This is a genomic window from Pseudomonas sp. FW300-N2A2 (assembly GCF_017351735.1).
In the GTDB taxonomy this organism is placed as follows: domain Bacteria; phylum Pseudomonadota; class Gammaproteobacteria; order Pseudomonadales; family Pseudomonadaceae; genus Aquipseudomonas; species Aquipseudomonas migulae.
This window is the reverse complement of sequence record NZ_JACNDU010000006.1, coordinates 135,868-153,170: the sequence shown is the minus strand read 5'-3', so window position 1 is coordinate 153,170 and position 17,303 is coordinate 135,868. Positions and strand designations below refer to the sequence as shown.

The following is a 17,303-nucleotide window of genomic DNA, read 5'->3' as shown; positions in this document are numbered from 1 at the left end:
AGGTCCATGACATGTCATGGACCTTCTGTTGTTACAGCAAGCGGTATTACACGTAGAACGACTTCAGCGGCGGGAAGCCATTGAACTCGACGGCGCTGTAGCTGGTGGTGTACGCACCGGTCGACAGCCAGTACAAACGATCACCGATCGCCAGGTTCAGCGGCAAACCGTACTTGTAGTTTTCGTACATGATGTCGGCGCTGTCGCAGGTCGGGCCGGCGATAACCACTTCTTCCACTTCGCCTTTCTTTTCGGTCCAGATCGGGAACTTGATGGCTTCGTCCATGGTTTCGATCAGGCCGGAGAACTTGCCCACATCCGTGTACACCCAGCGCTCGACGGCGGTGCGGGATTTGCGTGCAACCAACACCACTTCACTGACCAGGATGCCGGCGTTGGCGATCAACGAACGGCCCGGTTCCAGGATGATTTCCGGCAGGTCGTCGCCGAAGTCTTCCTTGAGGAAACGGATGATTTCTTCAGCGTAGGTTTCCAGGCTGTTGGTGCGGGTGATGTAGTTGGCCGGGAAGCCACCGCCCATGTTGATCAGCTTCAGGTGGATGCCGTCTTCTTCTTTCAGGCGCTCGAAGATCACTTTGACCTTGGCGATCGCTGCGTCCCAGACGCTGATGTCGCGCTGTTGCGAGCCGACGTGGAACGAGATGCCGTAAGGCACCAGGCCCAGGTCGCGAGCGAGGATCAGCAGGTCCATGGCCATGTCGGTCTGGCAGCCGAATTTGCGCGACAAAGGCCAATCGGCAGTGGTCGAGCCTTCGGTGAGGATGCGCACGTAGACTTTCGAACCCGGTGCAGCCTTGGCGATGTTGCGCAGGTCGGCTTCGGAGTCAGTGGCATACAGACGCACGCCCTTCTCGTAGAAGTAGCGGATGTCCTTGGATTTCTTGATGGTGTTGCCGTAGCTGATGCGATCCGGGCCGACGCCCTGGTTCATCACTTTATCGAGCTCGTAGATCGAGGCGATGTCGAAGTTCGAGCCTTTCTCTTTGAGCAGGTCGATGATTTCGACGGCCGGGTTGGCCTTGACGGCGTAGTAGACCTTGGCGAATTCGAAACCGGCGCGCAGGTCGTCATAGGCCTGGCTGATCATCGCGGTGTCGATAACCACGAACGGGGTTTCTTGTTTGTCGGCGAAAGCCTTCATTTTCTGAAAGGTATCGCGCGCGAAATAGTCTTCGACGTTGATCGACATGCTGGGAACTCCTACTGGCAAACTAGATTAATCAATGGGTGCGAGGGTGTGTCATCAATGAAATCGCGAGTGCGTTGCGCCTGAGCGCGTGCCAGGCAAGGCGCAGGCCGCCGCTAATGGTCATTCCCTTCGCAAGGCCTGCAACGCAGCATGGCGCGCGCTCAGGCACAACCCGAAGGGCCGGGCCTGCTTTTGCGCAGGGCTGCGTTGCTCGTCCCTTATTTGGAACAACCAAACCGCGGGCCTCGCGCCTTGCCCTGCGCAAAAGCAGGCTCCGGCGCACTCGTGATTTCATTGATGACACACCCTCCTGAACGTCCTCCGTATCCCCACTTTGGTTCGCCTACTTCCCAAGGCATGTCGCCGAAAGCAAAAAGGCCATGGGAAGCGGTGCTTTCCCTTGGCCTTGCTGTCTCGTCGTCAGTACTTGAGCCGGATGGATCGTTTCCAGCATGGACGTTCGGCGCGAACTTTAGGGCGTGAGGGGCTTGAGATCAACAAAAAATGTCGCGTTTTTGCACTTGTCTGACGCACGTTGCCGCCAGCTCTCCTTGTACTCGACACAGATGACAGGCCGATGTTCCCGAGGAAATCTGAAGTGTTAAAAATACCTGCACGTTCGACGCTTATGTCTGCCAACTCAAAGACAACTGCGATGGCGTCAACATCGGCGACGATAGCTGCGAAAAGGTCGGCTGAGCGATTTTTTGACTGTTTCGGCGGACCTTTTTAGAGGCCGCTTGCCGAGGCAGGTGTTGATATTTTTTTCCGGTCACAGGCTGTGCGGTTTTTGTGGGAGCGAGCCTGCTCGCGATGGCAATTTCAAATTCAACATCGTCGTTGGCTGACCATGCGCTATCGCGAGCAGGCTCGCTCCCACAGTTTTTGCATTTTTACCCAGCGATTCTGGCTGTCAGGCGACTGCCTCGGCCGGCGACACGATATTGGTTTTCATGCCCCGTGAGCGTCCTGAGCTCAGATAGGCCGCAATCGACTCCTGCGTCACTTCCCCCAAAAACACCCGCTCGGCATCCATCACCGGCAACCACGAACGGTTGAACTCGTACATCCGCGACAACAGGATGCGCAAATGCTCGTCGTACGCTGCCGTGGCATTGAACTCACGCAGGTACTGCGCGCAAGCCCCGGTCTGACGGTGCAGGTCGCGACGTCGTACATAACCGAGCGCCTTGTTCTCACCGTCCGTGACCACGACATAACGACGGTCATGTTCATCCATCAACTCCAGCGCTTCAGTCACCGGCGTTTCCGGGCTGACGGACGGTGCGTTGTCCGCCGCGTCTTCGGCCTTCACCAGCAGCAGACGCTTGAGCGTGCTGTCCTGGCCGACGAAGTTGCTGACAAAGTCGTCCGCCGGGTGCGCCAGCAGCGTGTCCGGGTGATCGATCTGCAACAGCTTGCCGGCGCGGAAGATTGCAATCTTGTCGCCGAGCTTGATCGCTTCGTCGATGTCGTGGCTGACCATGATCACGGTCTTGTTCAGCGCCCGCTGCATCTCGAAGAACTCGTTCTGGATCATCTCGCGGTTGATCGGGTCGACCGCGCCGAACGGTTCATCCATCAACAGCAACGGTGCATCCGCCGCCAGTGCGCGAATCACGCCGATCCGTTGCTGCTGACCACCGGACAATTCTCGCGGATAACGATTCAAATATTGCTTGGGTTCAAGCTTGATCATGCTCATCAACTCGCGGGCGCGGTCGTGGCACTTCTGTTTGTCCCAGCCCAGCAGGCGCGGAACGATGGTGATGTTTTCCTCGATGGTCATGTTCGGAAACAGGCCGATCTGCTGGATCACGTAACCGATGTTGCGACGCAGGGTCACTTCGTCGAGGTCGGTGGTGTCTTCGCCGTTGATCAGGATCTTGCCCGAGGTCGGCTTGATCAGGCGGTTGATCATCTTCAGCGTGGTGCTTTTGCCGCAGCCCGATGGCCCGAGGAACACACAGATTTCGCCTTCATTGACGGTCAGGCTGACCGAGTCCACGGCTTTCACATCTTTGCCGTTGCTTTGGAAAGTCTTGCTGAGGTTTTGAAGTTCGATCATTTGAGCAGTCCTTTTGGAGTCAGCGTGCGTTGCAGCCATTGCAGAAGCAGGTCGGCGAAGATGGCCAGCAGGCTGACCAGCACGGCGCCGACGATCAGCATCGACATGTCGCTGCGGCTGATGGAAGCGAGAATGAGGACACCGAGGCCACCGGCGCCGATGGTCGCGGCGATGGTCATGACACCGATGTTCATGACCACGGCGGTGCGCACGCCAGCGAGGATCACCGGCACGGCAATCGGCAGTTCGACCATGCGCAGGCGCTGGCCGAAGGTCATGCCGATGCCGCGTGCGGCTTCGCGAATGCCCGGTTCGACGCCGGTCAGGGCGAGGTAGGTGTTACGCATGATCGGCAGCAACGAGTACAGAAACACTGCCGTGATCGCGGGCATCGGCCCCAGGCCCTGGCCGAATTTGGAGTAGAACGGCAGCAGCAGGCCGAACAGTGCAATCGACGGCACGGTCAGCAGCACCGTGGCGCTGGCTTGCAAGGGGCCGGCGAGCGTCGGGAAACGTGTCATCAGAATGCCCAGCGGCACGCCGGCCAGAATCGCCAGGGTCACGGCGATGCCGACCAGGGTGATGTGCTGCCAGGTCAGATGCAGCACCTGCGGCCAGTCGAGATGGGAAAAGGCGTTGAGAAATTCCATGGCTTTTCCTCCTTAGTTGATGGGGTGCTGGCGCAGGAAGTCGGCGGCAACGGATGAAGGGCTTTCGTGATCGACATCGACCCGCGCGTTGAGCTGGCGCATGGTTTCGTCATCGAACAGCTCGGCCAGCGGCTTGATCTCTTGCGCCAGTTTCGGGTGGGCATCGAGGTAAACCTGACGCACCACCGGCGCGGCGGTGTAGTCCGGGAAGTAGTGCTTGTCGTCTTCAAGCAGTTTCAACTTGAAGGCGTTCAAGCGACCGTCGGTGGTGTAGACCAGACCGGCGAACACCTGGCCATTGCGCAGGGCGGTGTAGACCAGGCCTGCATCCATCTGGCGGATGTTTTTGCGCGTCAGGTTCATGCTGTAGAGGTCGACCATGCCGTCCAGACCATCGGAGCGGTTGGCGAACTCGGTGTCCAGCGCGACCAGGTGATTAGTCTTCGCCTCAGCCTGCATCACCGTGTTCAGCTCGCTGATGGTGTTGATCTGCGGGTAGGCCTTCGCGGTTTTTTCCGGCAGGGCCAGGGCGTAGGTGTTGCTGAACTTCGACGGGGTCAGCCAGACCAGGCCTTTTTTCGCGTCGAGTTCTTTCACCTTGGCGTAGGACTGAGCGCTGTCGAGTTTTTCGGTGACATGGTTGTAGGCCACCAGTGAGACGCCGGTGTATTCCCACATCAGGTCCAGTTGGCCACTTTCGTGGGCGCTGCGAGCGAGGTTGCTGCCCAGACCGCCAGTCACCTGGGTGTCATAACCCTTGGCGCGCAGGTACTGGGAGGTGATTTCCGCGAGCAGGGTTTGTTCGGTGAACACCCGGGCGCCGATGCGGATCACCGGTTTTTCAGCGGCTTGGGCGATTCCCGAGAACAGCAGAACGCAGCCTAGTAAAAAGCTTGATGTCTTCATGATTATTCCTTTGCCGAGGCTTAAGACGGGCGCAAGCCGCGTTCGAGCCAGAGGCGGCTGGCGAGTGTCACCAGGCCGTCGAGCAGCAAGGCCAGCAGGGCGGTGCAGGCCGCGCCGAGCAGCAGTTGCGGCTGATTGTTCAGGGCGATGCCGGGGAAAATCAGGCTGCCCAGGCTGTTGGCGCCAATCAGGAACGCCAGCGGTGCGGTACCGACGTTGATCGCCAGGGCTACACGCACACCGCCGATGATGATCGGCACGGCGTTCGGCAGTTCAACCCGCCACAGCACTTGAGTCGGCGTCATGCCGATGCCGACGGCCGCTTCCTTGAGGGAGCCCTGAACATTTTTCAGGCCTTCATAGGTGTTGCGCACGATCGGCAACAGCGAGGCGAGGAACAGGGCGAAGATCGCGGGGCCGCTGCCAATGCCCAGAATCCCCAGGGCAATGGCCAGTACGGCAAGTGGCGGCACGGTGTTGCCGATGTTGAAGATCTGCATGAAGCGTTCGGCGCGTCCCACCATGGTCGGACGGCTGAGGAAGATACCGGCGGGTATGCCCACAACAAGGGCGGCCAGCATGGAGGCGAGGACGAGAATCAGATGAGCTTGCAGGTAAAACAACAAATCGTCGCGGTACTGTTCGATCGTGTTGATGCCAATCCAGTGGACCAGCAGGGCCAGAAGGGCGACGACAACCGCACCTCCTGTCAGCCCTTTGCCATAGCGAATAGCCACAGGCGGACTCCTTTTTTCTTTGTCGGCGAACGCAGCTTCGTGTGGCAATGCCAGTCCTGGCTGCCGAAGTAAGCGTTCGCGAGAAGCAGCGCGTTCTATGCCCGCGAAGGGACATGAATCGAGCCATAAGCGCAGCCTCGTCAGGCTAACTTGCTGATTTTTCAGCCCCTGGGACGAGTGCCGTAACAGGGGAGTGGACGCCTCCACCTTTTAAAAGGTTCCATAATTAGCAGCAGATAGCCACCCTTGATGACCGAACACGCCCCCGTTCGATGCCATAACGCAACCCTGTAGGAGCCGGCTTGCCGGCGATGAGGGCCGAGAGATCACCGCAAGGCGTACGGCCCCAATCGCCGGCAAGCCGGGTCCTACAAAAGTCCGCGCGTCCGGGCGGGCGGTGGTCCGTGGCGGTCGGTTTGCGCTATACTCGCCGCCCTTTTTTGAATCACCGCCAGGCGATTTCCCATGACCAAACAGGCCGCCGAAGTCGCGAAACGCCGCACTTTCGCCATTATTTCCCACCCCGATGCCGGTAAAACCACCATCACCGAGAAGCTCTTGCTGATGGGCAAGGCGATTGCGGTTGCCGGCACGGTGAAGTCTCGCAAGTCCGACCGCCATGCCACCTCCGACTGGATGGAAATGGAAAAGCAGCGGGGTATCTCGATTACCACGTCGGTCATGCAGTTCCCGTATCGCGATCACATGATCAACCTGCTCGACACCCCGGGCCACGAAGACTTCTCCGAAGATACCTACCGCACCCTGACGGCGGTGGACTCGGCATTGATGGTCCTCGATGGCGGTAAGGGTGTAGAGCCACGGACCATCGCGTTGATGGACGTCTGCCGTCTGCGTGACACGCCGATTGTCAGCTTCATCAACAAACTCGACCGTGACATCCGCGACCCGATCGAACTGCTCGACGAAATCGAAGCGGTCCTGAAGATCAAGGCCGCGCCGATCACCTGGCCGATCGGTTGCTACCGCGATTTCAAAGGCGTTTATCACCTCGCCGACGACTACATCATCGTGTACACCGCCGGTCACGGCCACGAGCGCACCGATGTGAAAATCATCGAGAAACTCGACTCCGATGAAGCCCGCGCGCACTTGGGCGACGAGTACGATCGCTTCGTTGACCAACTGGAACTGGTGCAAGGCGCCTGCCACGAATTCAACCAGCAGGAGTTCCTCGACGGCCAACTGACCCCGGTGTTCTTCGGTACCGCACTGGGCAACTTCGGTGTCGATCACGTGCTCGACGCCGTGGTCAACTGGGCGCCGAAACCACTGGCCCGGGTTGCCAACGAGCGCACTGTGGAGCCGGTCGAAGAGAAATTCAGCGGCTTCGTGTTCAAGATCCAGGCGAACATGGACCCGAAACACCGCGACCGTATCGCCTTCATGCGTATCTGCTCCGGCAAGTACGAGAAGGGCATGAAGATGCGCCACGTGCGCACCGGCAAGGACGTGCGCATCGGCGACGCCCTGACGTTCTTCTCCTCCGAGCGTGAGCAACTGGAAGAAGCGTTCGCCGGCGACATCATCGGTCTGCACAACCACGGCACGATCCAGATCGGCGACACCTTCACCGAAGGCGAAGTCCTGGGCTTCACCGGCATCCCGCACTTCGCCCCGGAACTGTTCCGTCGCGTGCGCCTGCGCGATCCGCTGAAATCCAAGCAGCTGCGTCAGGGCTTGCAGCAATTGGCGGAAGAGGGCGCGACCCAGGTGTTCTTCCCCGAGCGCAGCAACGACATCATCCTCGGCGCTGTCGGTGTGCTGCAGTTCGATGTGGTCGCCAGCCGCCTGAAAGAGGAATACAAGGTCGAGTGCTCCTACGAGCCGATCACCGTGTACTCCGCGCGCTGGATCGATTGCGACGATAAGAAGAAGTTCGAGGAGTTCCGGGTCAAGGCCGTGGAAAACCTCGCGGTCGACGGCGGTGGTCACCTGACCTACCTGGCCCCGACCCGCGTCAACCTGGCGCTGATGGAAGAGCGCTGGCCGGACGTGAAATTCCGTGCGACGCGTGAGCACCACTAAGCGCTGAGCTGCAAAACCAGAAGCCCCGGTAGCGAAAGCACCGGGGTTTTTTAATGCCCGACACAAATCCCCCCTGTAGGAGCCGGCTTGCTGGCGATGGACCAGAGAACGCCGCGTTAATCCTGACAGCGCGCGTTATCGTTAACGACCATCGCCAGCAAGCTAGCTCCTACAGAAAAGCATCGTGTTAGCGGGTTTGGTTATAGGCCATATTCACAACCAATCTCTAAAGCCATCGCATTCCGTCTCTTCGTTAGCGTCCTATCTGGAGAACCCGGCTGATCGGAACTAGATTTCAAAGAGCGCCAGACAGGTACAGATGTTTCACCTGCAAAAGGATGGAATCGACTATGAACAGGTTGCTACGCGTTATGCTGCTGTTGAAGGTTTTGCTGATGCTGGCCCTCGGCAGTTCGGCGGTCTGGGCCGAGTGTGAGGATCACGAAAGCCAGGCATCGAGTGGGCAAGTGACGCACACCGGCATGATGATCGCCAAGTCCGAATCAGAGCCCGGTGATCAGGGGCAGGGCGGCAGCGCGGACGATGATGATACGACCACTGACGAGCCGGACAGTGATGAGGAAGAAGGGGCCTGAGTAGCAGGCAAAATAAAACCCCTTCGACCCGATTGACGCGCAATCGAAGCAGAAGAGGTTTTTGAACAGAACACCTATCCCTTGTAGGAGCGAGCCTGCTCGCGATGGAGTATCAGTAACAGCCGTGTTGGCTGACACTCCATCGCGGGCAGGCTCGCTCCTACAGGTTTTTTCAGCCCGCTGTTATGCCGCGCCGTCGAGGAATTGCTCGGCGTAGTGGCAAGCCACCTGGCGGTTATCGAGAGGGCGCAGGGCTGGCTCTTCGGTTTTGCAACGGTCGGTCGCGTACGGGCAACGCTTGTGGAAAGCGCAGCCCGACGGCGGGTTCAACGGGTTGGGCAACTCGCCGACGATCTTGATCTTCGGCTTGTTCGGGTCCGGGTGAATGGTCGGTGTGGCCGACAGCAACGCCTGGGTGTACGGGTGCAGCGGACGCTCGTAGATGTCGTTCTTCGGACCCATTTCCACCGGGCGACCGAGGTACATCACCATCACGTCATCGGCAACGTGTTGCACCACGGCCAGGTTGTGCGAGATGAACACGTAGGCGGTGTTGAACTCTTGCTGCAGGTCCATGAACAGGTTCAGCACCTGCGCCTGGATCGACACGTCCAGCGCCGAGGTCGGTTCGTCCGCCACCAGCACTTTCGGTTGCAGCATCATGGCGCGGGCGAGGGCGATCCGCTGGCGCTGACCGCCGGAGAACATGTGCGGATAGCGCTGGTAATGCTCAGGGCGCAGACCCACCTGCTTCATCATCGCCTGCACTTTTTCGCGACGCTCGGCTGCGCTGAGGCTGGTGTTGATCAGCAGCGGCTCGGCGAGTTGATCACCGACTTTCTGCCGAGGGTTCAACGATGCGTACGGGCTCTGGAACACCATCTGCACGTCTTTGCGCAGTTGTTTGCGTTGAGCCTTGTCAGCCCCGGCGACTTCCTGCCCGGCGATTTTCAAGGAGCCGGAAGACGGCTCTTCGATCAGCGTCAGGGCGCGGGCCAGGGTGGATTTGCCGCAACCGGATTCGCCCACGACAGCGAGGGTCTTGCCGGCTTCCAGTTCGAACGACACACCGTTCAGGGCGCGTACGGTCGCATGGCCCTTGAACAGGCCGCGGGACACTTCGTAGTGACGGGTGAGGTCGCGGGCGGTAAGTACGACGGCCATTACGCCACCTCCTGGTTCAGCGGGTAGAAGCAGCGGGCGAGGCTGTTGCTTTTCGGGTCAAGGGTCGGACGCTGCGCACGGCAGCTGTCCTGCACATACGGGCAGCGCGGCGACAGCAGGCAGCCTTGCGGACGGTCGTAACGACCGGGAACGATGCCCGGCAATGTCGACAGGCGTGAGGCGCCGAGGCTGTGTTCCGGAATCGCCTTGAGCAGCGCTTCGCTGTACGGGTGCGCCGGAATGTCGAACAGTTGTGGCACATGACCGACTTCTACGGCCTGGCCGGCGTACATCACGCACACACGCTGGGCAGTTTCGGCAACGACCGCGAGGTCGTGAGTGATCAGCACCAGGCCCATGTTCTGCTCTTTCTGCAACGCCAGGAGCAGGTCCATGATCTGCGCCTGAATCGTCACGTCCAAAGCGGTGGTCGGTTCGTCGGCGATCAGCAGTTTGGGCTCGCCGGCAATCGCCATGGCGATCGCAACACGTTGGCTCATGCCGCCCGACAGTTGATGCGGGTAGGCGTCCATACGGCTGGCGGCGCCCGGGATTTCCACTTTTTCCAACAGTTCGATGGCGCGTTTGCGCGCTTGCTTGCCGGACATTTTCAGGTGCAGGCGCAGCACTTCTTCGATCTGGAAACCGACGGTGTAGCTCGGGTTCAGCGCGGTCATCGGGTCCTGGAAGACCATGGCCAGGTCTTTGCCGACGATTTGCCGACGCTGACGGTTGCTGAGCTTGAGCATGTTCTTGCCGTCGAAATTCAGGGCGTCGGCGGTGACGATCCCCGGATGCTCGATCAGGCCCATCAGCGCCATCATGGTCACGGATTTACCCGAACCCGACTCGCCAACGATGGCCAGCACTTCGCCTTTGTCCACGGAAATGTCGAGCCCGTCGACCACCGGAACGGCGTTCTTGTCGCCGAAGCGAACGTTGAGATTCTTGATTTCTAACAGTGACATTTGAATCTCCTCAGGCGGCGTTCTTGAGTTTCGGGTCCAGCGCATCGCGCAGGCCGTCGCCCATCAAGTTGATTGCCAGCACGCTGAGCAAAATGGTCAAACCAGGCAGGCTTACTACCCACCAGGCGCGTTCGATGTAGTCGCGAGCCGAAGCCAGCATGGTGCCCCACTCAGGGGTTGGCGGTTGTACGCCAAGGCCCAGGAAGCCAAGGGCTGCGGCATCGAGAATCGCCGAGGAGAAACTCAGGGTGGCCTGAACGATCAGCGGCGCCATGCAGTTGGGCAGCACGGTGACGAACATCAGGCGTGGCAGACCGGCACCGGCCAGGCGCGCGGCGGTCACGTAGTCGCGGTTCAGCTCGCCCATCACCGCAGCGCGGGTCAGACGAACATAGGACGGCAACGAAACGACGGCGATGGCAATGATGGTGTTGATCAGGCCAGGGCCGAGGATGGCGACAATCGCCACGGCCAGCAACAGCGAGGGCAGGGCCAGCATGATGTCCATCAGACGCATGATGGTCGGGCCAAGGATGCGCGGGAAGAAGCCGGCGAACAGACCGAGCAGGATGCCCGGGATCAGCGACATCACCACCGACGACAAGCCGATCAGCAGGGACAGGCGCGAACCGTTGATCAGGCGCGACAGCAGGTCGCGGCCCAGTTCATCGGTGCCGAGCAGGAACTGGATTTGCCCGCCTTCCAGCCAGGACGGCGGGGTCAGCAGGAAGTCACGGTATTGCTCGCTTGGGTTATGTGGCGAGACCCACGGCGCGAAGATCGCGCAGAAGATCACCAGCAACATGAACATCAGGCCGGCGACGGCGCCTTTGTTCTTGGAGAACGCTTGCCAGAATTCTTTGTACGGGGACGGGTACAGCAGGCTTTGATCGACTGTTACCGCTTGATTTGCAGTTGAAGCTGGAGTGGTCATGGTCATGATCTCAGCGCTGGTGACGGATGCGTGGGTTGGCGAAGCCGTAGAGGATGTCCACGATGAAGTTCACCAGAATCACCAGGCAGGCGATTAACAGGATGCCGTTTTGCACCACGGGATAATCCCGTGCGCCAATGGCTTCGATCAGCCATTTGCCGATGCCGGGCCACGAGAAAATGGTTTCGGTCAGGACCGCACCGGCCAGCAATGTGCCGACTTGCAGGCCGACTACTGTCAGTACCGGAATCAGCGCGTTGCGCAGGCCGTGTACGAACACTACGCGCGACGGCGACAGGCCTTTGGCCTTGGCGGTCCGGATGTAGTCTTCGCGCAGCACTTCGAGCATCGAAGAACGGGTCATCCGCGCAATCACCGCCAGCGGGATGGTGCCGAGCACGATGGCCGGCAGGATCAGGTGATGCAGGGCATCGAGGAACGCACCGACGTCATCGGCCAGCAGCGTGTCGATGAGCATGAAGCCGGTGCGCGGCTCGATGTCATAGAGCAGGTCGATCCGCCCGGACACCGGGGTCCAGCCCAGGGACACCGAGAAGAACATGATCAGGATCAGGCCCCACCAGAAGATCGGCATCGAATATCCCGCCAGGGAGATGCCCATCACCCCATGGTCGAACAGGGATCCTCGCTTGAGTGCCGCGATCACCCCGGCCAGAAGGCCCAGGATGCCGGCGAACAACAGGGCGGCCATGGACAGTTCCAGGGTCGCGGGGAATAGAGAGCTGAACTCGCTCCACACGCTTTCACGGGTACGCAGGGATTCGCCGAGATCGCCGTGAGCCAGTTTGCCGATGTAATCCAGGTATTGGGCATACAGCGGTTTGTTCAGACCTAGGCGTTCCATTGCCTGAGCATGCATTTCGGGGTCGACTCGTCGTTCGCCCATCATTACTTCCACGGGGTCGCCTGGAATCATGCGAATCAACGCGAAAGTCAGCAAGGTGATGCCGAAGAACGTGGGGATCAATAACCCCAATCGGCGGGCAATAAAACTAAACATCTTCTGGTGTACCTCATCAGCCGGTTAGGCGTGCCTGGTGTCCCTGGAGTCAGGGACACCGGGAGTTTTCTTATCTACTTCACCTGGGTGGTGGCGAAGTTATTAGTGGTGAGGGGGCTAATGTGATAGCCCTCTACGTTGTTGCGCATAGCGGTGAACATTCTAGTGTGCGCCATGCTGATCCATGGCTGGTCCTGGTTAAAAATAACCTGGGCCTGCTCGTACAGCGCTGCCCGCTCGGCCGGATCGGTTTTTTCGCGAGCCTGGTCGATCAGCGCCTGGAACTTGTCATTGCACCAGCGTGCATAGTTTTCGCCGTTCTTCGCGGCTTCGCAACTGAGCATAGGCGTCAGGAAGTTATCCGGGTCGCCGTTATCACCCGCCCATCCGGCGGAAACCATGTCGTGCTCGCCGTTTTTCGCGCGTTTGAGCATTTCGCCCCATTCCATCACGCGGATGTCGATCTTGATCCCGACCTTGGCCAGGTCAGCCTGCATCATCTGCGCGCCGAGCATCGGGTTCGGGTTGGTCGGGCCGCCACCGTTGCGGGTGAACAAGGTGAAGGTGGTGCCTTCCGGTACGCCGGCTTCCTTGAGCAGGGCGCGGGCCCTGTCCAGATCACGGGCCGGGTTTTTCAGGCTGTGGTTGTAGCCCAGCAGCGTGTCCGGGAACGGGTTGACCGCCACTGTCGCATTGCCTTTACCAAACAGCGCGTTGACATAAGCCTCTTTATCGAAGGCGATGTCGATGGCTTTGCGCACCCGCACGTCGCTCATGTACTTGTGCGTGGTGTTCATGGCGATGTACGAAACGGTCATCGCGTTCAGTTCATCGACGCTCAGTTTGGCGTCTTTCTTGATGCTCGGGATGTCATCCGGCTTCGGATACAGCGCAACCTGGCACTCGTTGGCCTTGAGCTTTTGCAGGCGCACGTTGTTGTCGGTGGCGATGGCCAGGATCAACGAGTCAGCCGGCGGCTTGCCACGGAAGTAGTCCGGGTTGGCCTTGAAGCGAACCTGAGCGTCCTTGGCGTAACGCTGGAAAACGAACGGGCCGGTGCCGACCGGTTTGTTGTTGAGGTCGCCGGTCTTGTTCGTCTTGAGCAACTGGTCGGCGTACTCGGCAGGGTAAATCGAGGAGAAGGCCATGGCGATGTCGGCCAGGAACGGCGCTTCGCGACGGGTCAGGGTGAATTTGACCGTGTTGTCGTCAACTTTCTCGACGCTTTTCAGCAGTTCCTTGAAGCCCATGCTTTCAAAGTACGGGAAGCCCACGCTCGACAGTTTGTGCCACGGGTGATTCGGGTCCAGTTGACGCTGGAAGCTCCAGACCACGTCGTCGGCGTTCATGTCGCGGGTCGGCTTGAAGTATTCGGTGGTGTGAAACTTGACGCCTTTGCGCAGGTGGAACGTGTAGGTCAGGCCGTCTTCGCTGATGTCCCAGGACTCGGCCAGTGCCGGAATCACTTCGGTGGTACCGGGCTTGAAGTCCGCCAGGCGGTTGAAGATGGTTTCGGCCACCGCATCGGCTGTGACTGCAGTCGTGTATTGAACCATGTCGAAGCCTTCCGGACTGGCTTCGGTGCAAACCACCAAGGGTTTGGCCGAGACGCCAACGGCAACACTCAGCAACGCGGCAGCGATGGCCGCACGTAGGGGAAGCATTTTCATCAAGAGCCCTCTGCAATCAGTTAAGGACAAAAGCCGAACGGTAGATTCGTCACTGAATCAGCCGTTCGGCGGGTGCATTACAGAACGTTGAACGGGATGGTGGTCACGAGACGGAACTCGTTGAGGCTGCCATCCGCCTGGTTTTCGCTGGCGCGGTGAGCGGTGTAGGTCGCGCGGATCGCGGTCGCCTTGAGCGGGCCACTCTGCACGGCGTACGAAGCACCGATGCCGTATTCGTAATGGTGCTCGCCGTCCATTCCTTTCACGTCGCCGTAGCCGGTGCTGTTGTAGTGAGTACCGTCGATGCCCCAGCCGCGCGCCTGGTAGATGTTGAACTTCAGGCCTGGAACGCCGTATTCAGCCATGTTCAGGCCGTAGGCGACCTGGAAGGATTTCTCGTTCGGGCCGTTGAAGTCCGACAACAGGGAGTTGGCCAGGTAGATGCCGTTGGTTTCGTGCAGGTAGTCGAAGTACTCGTTACCGTTCACTTCCTGGTACGAGAAGGTCAGGCTGTGAGCCTGGTGGGTCAGGCCGAACGACAGGGAGTAGGTGTCGTTGTCGATCTGGCCGAGCTTGGCTTTACCTTCGTCGACGGTTTTGTAGTAGTTCAGGCCGGTGGTCAGGCTCAGGATCGAGCTGTCGCCCAACACATGGCTGGCGCCGAAGTAGTACTGGTTCCACAGGTCTTCCGCCTGGGTGCCCCACAGGCTGGTGGTCAGGCTGGCGAACGGCTGGTAGGTGATACCGGCGGTGTTGACGTGATCCGCTTCGGCTGTGCCGTCGCCGTATTCGGAACGGAACTTGCGCTGGCTCTGTTCGGTACGCGGCGAGTTACGGTCGAAGGTGCCGAGGTCGAAGGAGAGGTTTTCCAGCTCTTCGCTGTGCAGGGTCACACCTTCGAAGCTCGAAGGCAGGGGACGGTTACCGATGACATCCACTTGCGGGCTGCTGAAATTCTGGCGACCAGCCGTCAGTGTGGTGTTGGAGACGCGTGCCTTGACGTTGGCCAGGCCCAGTTTGCTCCACTGATCAACAGCGTCACCGCCATTTTCAGTCAGCGTACGGTTGTTACCACGGCCGGAGCGACCTGGCTCAGGCGCACCGCCGTTGCCGGACGCGAGGTCTTTACGATCACGGTCCAGGGCGATTGCGTTGTAGGCCGCGATTTCGGTGCTGAAGCCTACGGTGCCTTCGGTGAAGCCCGAGTTGTACTTGATGATCGTGCCTTGCACCCAGTTGATGCGGCGGTCAGTCGTGTGAGTCTCACCATTTTTACGATAGTTGAGCGTCGCGCCCCGCTTGAACGACTCATTCGCATACCAGTTACGCGTGGAGCCGGTGACCGATTGCCCTTCGACAAAGCCGGTGGCTTCGCTTTGGGCGCTCTTTTCCTTGACGGTGACCGGTGTGAAAGCCTGGCTCTGGGACTCAGCGTAGGCCGTGGCGGTAACGCTGCTGATGGCCAGGGCCAATAACGCGGTGCTGCTCAGTTTCATGGGTGAAGCTCCTTTCTTTCTTTTTTTATACCGGTCTTTTTTTGTGATCCGGCTATTGGTTTTGGAACTCATACAAGGCTTCGCAAACGTTTGCTGTCGGCCTGATCGGCAAATAACGGCAATACGCTTGCGTGAGGGCGGAATCCGCCCCCAGCGTTTTTTGGCTAATCGGTTATTTGTCGATACTGACGCCCGAGAACACGTTGCGGCCGAAAGGACTCACCTTGAATCCTTCGACTTTGGCGCTTAACGGCTGGTTGACCGTCGAGTGAGCGACAGGCGTGATCGGCACTTGCTGCTTGAGCAACTGCTGAGCCTGTTTGTAAAGCACGGTGCGCTGGTCACGGTCTGTGACGACCTTGGCCTGCTTGATCAGCTTGTCGTAAGCCGGATCACACCATTGGGAGTAGTTGTTGCCGCCAATGGCGTCGCAGCTGTAAAGCGTGCCGAGCCAGTTGTCCGGGTCCCCATTGTCACCGGTCCAGCCAATCAGGCTGACGTCGTGCTCGCCATTCTTGGTGCGCTTGATGTACTCGCCCCATTCGTAGCTGACGATCTTCACTTTGAGACCGATCTTCGCCCAGTCAGCCTGGAGCATCTCGGCCATCAACTTGGCGTTGGGGTTGTAGGGACGCTGAACCGGCATCGCCCACAGGGTAATTTCGGTGCCTTCTTTCACGCCGGCAGCCTTGAGCAGTTCCTTGGCTTTTTCCGGGTTGTAGGCGGCGTCTTTAATGGTCTCGTCGTAGGACCATTGGGTCGGCGGCATGGCGTTTTGCGCCAGTTGACCGGCACCTTGGTAAACGGCGTTGAGAATGCTTTGCTTGTTCACCGCCATGTCCAGCGCCTGACGCACTTCGAGCTGGTCGAATGGTTTGTGGCGCACGTTGTAGGCGATGTAGCCGAGGTTGAAGCCAGGCTTTTCGATGAGCTTGAGATTCGCGTCGTTCTTCAGCGCTTCGACATCGGCGGGACGTGGGTGCAGGGTGATCTGGCACTCGTTGGCCTTGAGTTTCTGCACCCGCACCGACGCATCGGTGTTGATGGCGAAAATCAGGTTGTCGAGCTTGACCCGGCTCGGGTCCCAGTACTGCTTGTTGCCGCTGTAACGGATGTTGGAGTCTTTCTGGTAGCTCTTGAACACGAACGGCCCGGTGCCGATCGGCTTCTGGTTGATGTCGCTCGGCTTGCCTTCGGCCAGCAGCTTGTCGGCGTATTCGGCGGACAGGATGGCAGCGAAGCTCATGGCGATGTTCTGGATGAACGCGGCGTCCACGCTGTTGAGCGTCATGACCACGGTCAGCGGCCCGGTCTTTTCGACCTTGGCGATGTTCTTGTTCAGGCTCATCCCGTTGAAATACGGGAACTCGGTTGGATAAGCCTTACGGAAAGGTTGCTGCGGATCGAGCATGCGATTGAAGGTGAACAGCACGTCATCGGCGTTGAAATCACGGCTCGGCGTGAAGTACTTGGTCGTATGAAATTTCACCCCTTCGCGCAGGTGAAAGGTGTACTTGAGGCCGTCTTCGGAAATATCCCAGCTCTTTGCCAGGCCTGGTACGACGTTGGTGGCGCCTTTTTCGAATTCTGCCAATCGGTTGTACAACGGCTCGGCGGCGTCGTTATCGGTCGCGGTCGTGTACTGCGCGGTGTCGAAGCCAGCCGGGCTGCCTTCGGAGCAGAACACCAGGCTGTTGTTGGCGGCCTGGCTGATGGAAGTGGCGGCCAGCAGGCCGGTGCCCAGCAATGCGGATAAAACCAAGGTATGGCGCATGACGCTCCCTTTTCTCTTTCGCTAAGTGTTTTCAATGCGCCGCTGTCCCGTCCGGGGACG

At 59.4% G+C, this 17,303-nt stretch carries 14 protein-coding genes; 2 read left to right on the top strand and 12 right to left on the bottom strand.

Going from position 1 to position 17,303, the window contains the following annotated elements; all coding sequences use genetic code 11:
- Positions 1-46: 46 nt before the first annotated feature.
- The 5 genes from J4E42_RS11490 to J4E42_RS11470 form a co-directional block, all read right to left on the bottom strand.
- Positions 47-1,210, bottom strand: coding sequence for a type III PLP-dependent enzyme (locus J4E42_RS11490; RefSeq protein WP_008024420.1), 1,164 nt, complete (start codon positions 1,208-1,210; stop codon positions 47-49).
- 913 nt (positions 1,211-2,123) lie between these two features.
- Positions 2,124-3,278 carry a betaine/proline/choline family ABC transporter ATP-binding protein gene (locus J4E42_RS11485; protein WP_207285285.1) on the bottom strand — a complete coding sequence of 385 codons (1,155 nt, stop codon included), beginning with the start codon at positions 3,276-3,278 and terminating at the stop codon, positions 2,124-2,126.
- Positions 3,275-3,928, bottom strand: coding sequence for an ABC transporter permease (locus J4E42_RS11480; protein WP_207285284.1), 654 nt, complete (start codon positions 3,926-3,928; stop codon positions 3,275-3,277). Before J4E42_RS11480 ends, J4E42_RS11485 begins: the two co-directional genes overlap by 4 nt.
- A 12-nt stretch (positions 3,929-3,940) precedes the next feature.
- Complete coding sequence (locus J4E42_RS11475) at positions 3,941-4,834, bottom strand: glycine betaine ABC transporter substrate-binding protein (protein ID WP_192227714.1); 894 nt, start codon at positions 4,832-4,834, stop codon at positions 3,941-3,943.
- A 20-nt stretch (positions 4,835-4,854) separates the two neighbouring features.
- Positions 4,855-5,571: an ABC transporter permease gene (locus tag J4E42_RS11470; protein WP_008036263.1), complete on the bottom strand. Its 717-nt coding sequence runs from the start codon at positions 5,569-5,571 to the stop codon at positions 4,855-4,857.
- 465 nt (positions 5,572-6,036) lie between these two features.
- Between J4E42_RS11470 and J4E42_RS11465 the strand changes: the two genes are divergently transcribed.
- Together J4E42_RS11465 and J4E42_RS11460 are read left to right on the top strand one after the other, a co-directional pair.
- The gene (locus J4E42_RS11465) at positions 6,037-7,620 is read left to right on the top strand and encodes a peptide chain release factor 3 (protein ID WP_008024413.1); all 1,584 of its coding nucleotides are present in this window, start codon (positions 6,037-6,039) and stop codon (positions 7,618-7,620) included.
- Between the two features lie 350 nt (positions 7,621-7,970).
- Complete coding sequence (locus J4E42_RS11460; protein WP_207285283.1) at positions 7,971-8,216, top strand: hypothetical protein; 246 nt, start codon at positions 7,971-7,973, stop codon at positions 8,214-8,216.
- A gap of 183 nt (positions 8,217-8,399) precedes the next feature.
- Here J4E42_RS11460 and J4E42_RS11455 read toward each other — a convergent pair whose 3' ends face one another.
- The 7 genes from J4E42_RS11455 to J4E42_RS11425 all read right to left on the bottom strand — a co-directional run bounded on the left by J4E42_RS11455 (position 8,400) and on the right by J4E42_RS11425 (position 17,243).
- Positions 8,400-9,380 carry a peptide ABC transporter ATP-binding protein gene (locus tag J4E42_RS11455; protein WP_008024408.1) on the bottom strand — a complete coding sequence of 327 codons (981 nt, stop codon included), beginning with the start codon at positions 9,378-9,380 and terminating at the stop codon, positions 8,400-8,402.
- On the bottom strand, positions 9,380-10,348 hold the full coding sequence (locus J4E42_RS11450; protein ID WP_008036265.1) for an ABC transporter ATP-binding protein: 969 nt from the start codon (positions 10,346-10,348) through the stop codon (positions 9,380-9,382). The genes J4E42_RS11455 and J4E42_RS11450 overlap by 1 nt, the downstream gene beginning before the upstream one ends.
- Positions 10,349-10,358: 10 nt before the next feature.
- Positions 10,359-11,282 (bottom strand): ABC transporter permease subunit, encoded by a 924-nt coding sequence (locus J4E42_RS11445; protein ID WP_192227718.1) that lies wholly within the window; start codon positions 11,280-11,282, stop codon positions 10,359-10,361.
- Between the two features lie 10 nt (positions 11,283-11,292).
- Positions 11,293-12,303: an ABC transporter permease subunit gene (locus J4E42_RS11440; protein WP_008024401.1), complete on the bottom strand. Its 1,011-nt coding sequence runs from the start codon at positions 12,301-12,303 to the stop codon at positions 11,293-11,295.
- A gap of 74 nt (positions 12,304-12,377) precedes the next feature.
- Positions 12,378-13,973, bottom strand: coding sequence for an ABC transporter substrate-binding protein (locus J4E42_RS11435; RefSeq protein ID WP_008036266.1), 1,596 nt, complete (start codon positions 13,971-13,973; stop codon positions 12,378-12,380).
- 77 nt (positions 13,974-14,050) lie between these two features.
- On the bottom strand, positions 14,051-15,469 hold the full coding sequence (locus J4E42_RS11430; protein ID WP_008036267.1) for an OprD family porin: 1,419 nt from the start codon (positions 15,467-15,469) through the stop codon (positions 14,051-14,053).
- A gap of 172 nt (positions 15,470-15,641) precedes the next feature.
- Positions 15,642-17,243: an ABC transporter substrate-binding protein gene (locus J4E42_RS11425; protein WP_008024394.1), complete on the bottom strand. Its 1,602-nt coding sequence runs from the start codon at positions 17,241-17,243 to the stop codon at positions 15,642-15,644.
- Positions 17,244-17,303 lie beyond the last annotated feature (60 nt).

Excerpts from the sequence above, each read along its gene's own strand:
- J4E42_RS11490 (WP_008024420.1), bottom strand. The coding sequence starts at position 1,210 with ATGTCGATCAACGTCGAAGACTATTTCGCGCGCGATACCTTTCAGAAA.
- J4E42_RS11485 (WP_207285285.1), bottom strand. The coding sequence starts at position 3,278 with ATGATCGAACTTCAAAACCTCAGCAAGACTTTCCAAAGCAACGGCAAA.
- J4E42_RS11480 (WP_207285284.1), bottom strand. The coding sequence starts at position 3,928 with ATGGAATTTCTCAACGCCTTTTCCCATCTCGACTGGCCGCAGGTGCTG.
- J4E42_RS11475 (WP_192227714.1), bottom strand. The coding sequence starts at position 4,834 with ATGAAGACATCAAGCTTTTTACTAGGCTGCGTTCTGCTGTTCTCGGGA.
- J4E42_RS11465 (WP_008024413.1), top strand. The coding sequence starts at position 6,037 with ATGACCAAACAGGCCGCCGAAGTCGCGAAACGCCGCACTTTCGCCATT.
- J4E42_RS11460 (WP_207285283.1), top strand. The coding sequence starts at position 7,971 with ATGAACAGGTTGCTACGCGTTATGCTGCTGTTGAAGGTTTTGCTGATG.
- J4E42_RS11455 (WP_008024408.1), bottom strand. The coding sequence starts at position 9,380 with ATGGCCGTCGTACTTACCGCCCGCGACCTCACCCGTCACTACGAAGTG.
- J4E42_RS11450 (WP_008036265.1), bottom strand. The coding sequence starts at position 10,348 with ATGTCACTGTTAGAAATCAAGAATCTCAACGTTCGCTTCGGCGACAAG.
- J4E42_RS11445 (WP_192227718.1), bottom strand. The coding sequence starts at position 11,282 with ATGACCACTCCAGCTTCAACTGCAAATCAAGCGGTAACAGTCGATCAA.
- J4E42_RS11440 (WP_008024401.1), bottom strand. The coding sequence starts at position 12,303 with ATGTTTAGTTTTATTGCCCGCCGATTGGGGTTATTGATCCCCACGTTC.
- J4E42_RS11435 (WP_008036266.1), bottom strand. The coding sequence starts at position 13,973 with ATGAAAATGCTTCCCCTACGTGCGGCCATCGCTGCCGCGTTGCTGAGT.
- J4E42_RS11430 (WP_008036267.1), bottom strand. The coding sequence starts at position 15,469 with ATGAAACTGAGCAGCACCGCGTTATTGGCCCTGGCCATCAGCAGCGTT.
- J4E42_RS11425 (WP_008024394.1), bottom strand. The coding sequence starts at position 17,243 with ATGCGCCATACCTTGGTTTTATCCGCATTGCTGGGCACCGGCCTGCTG.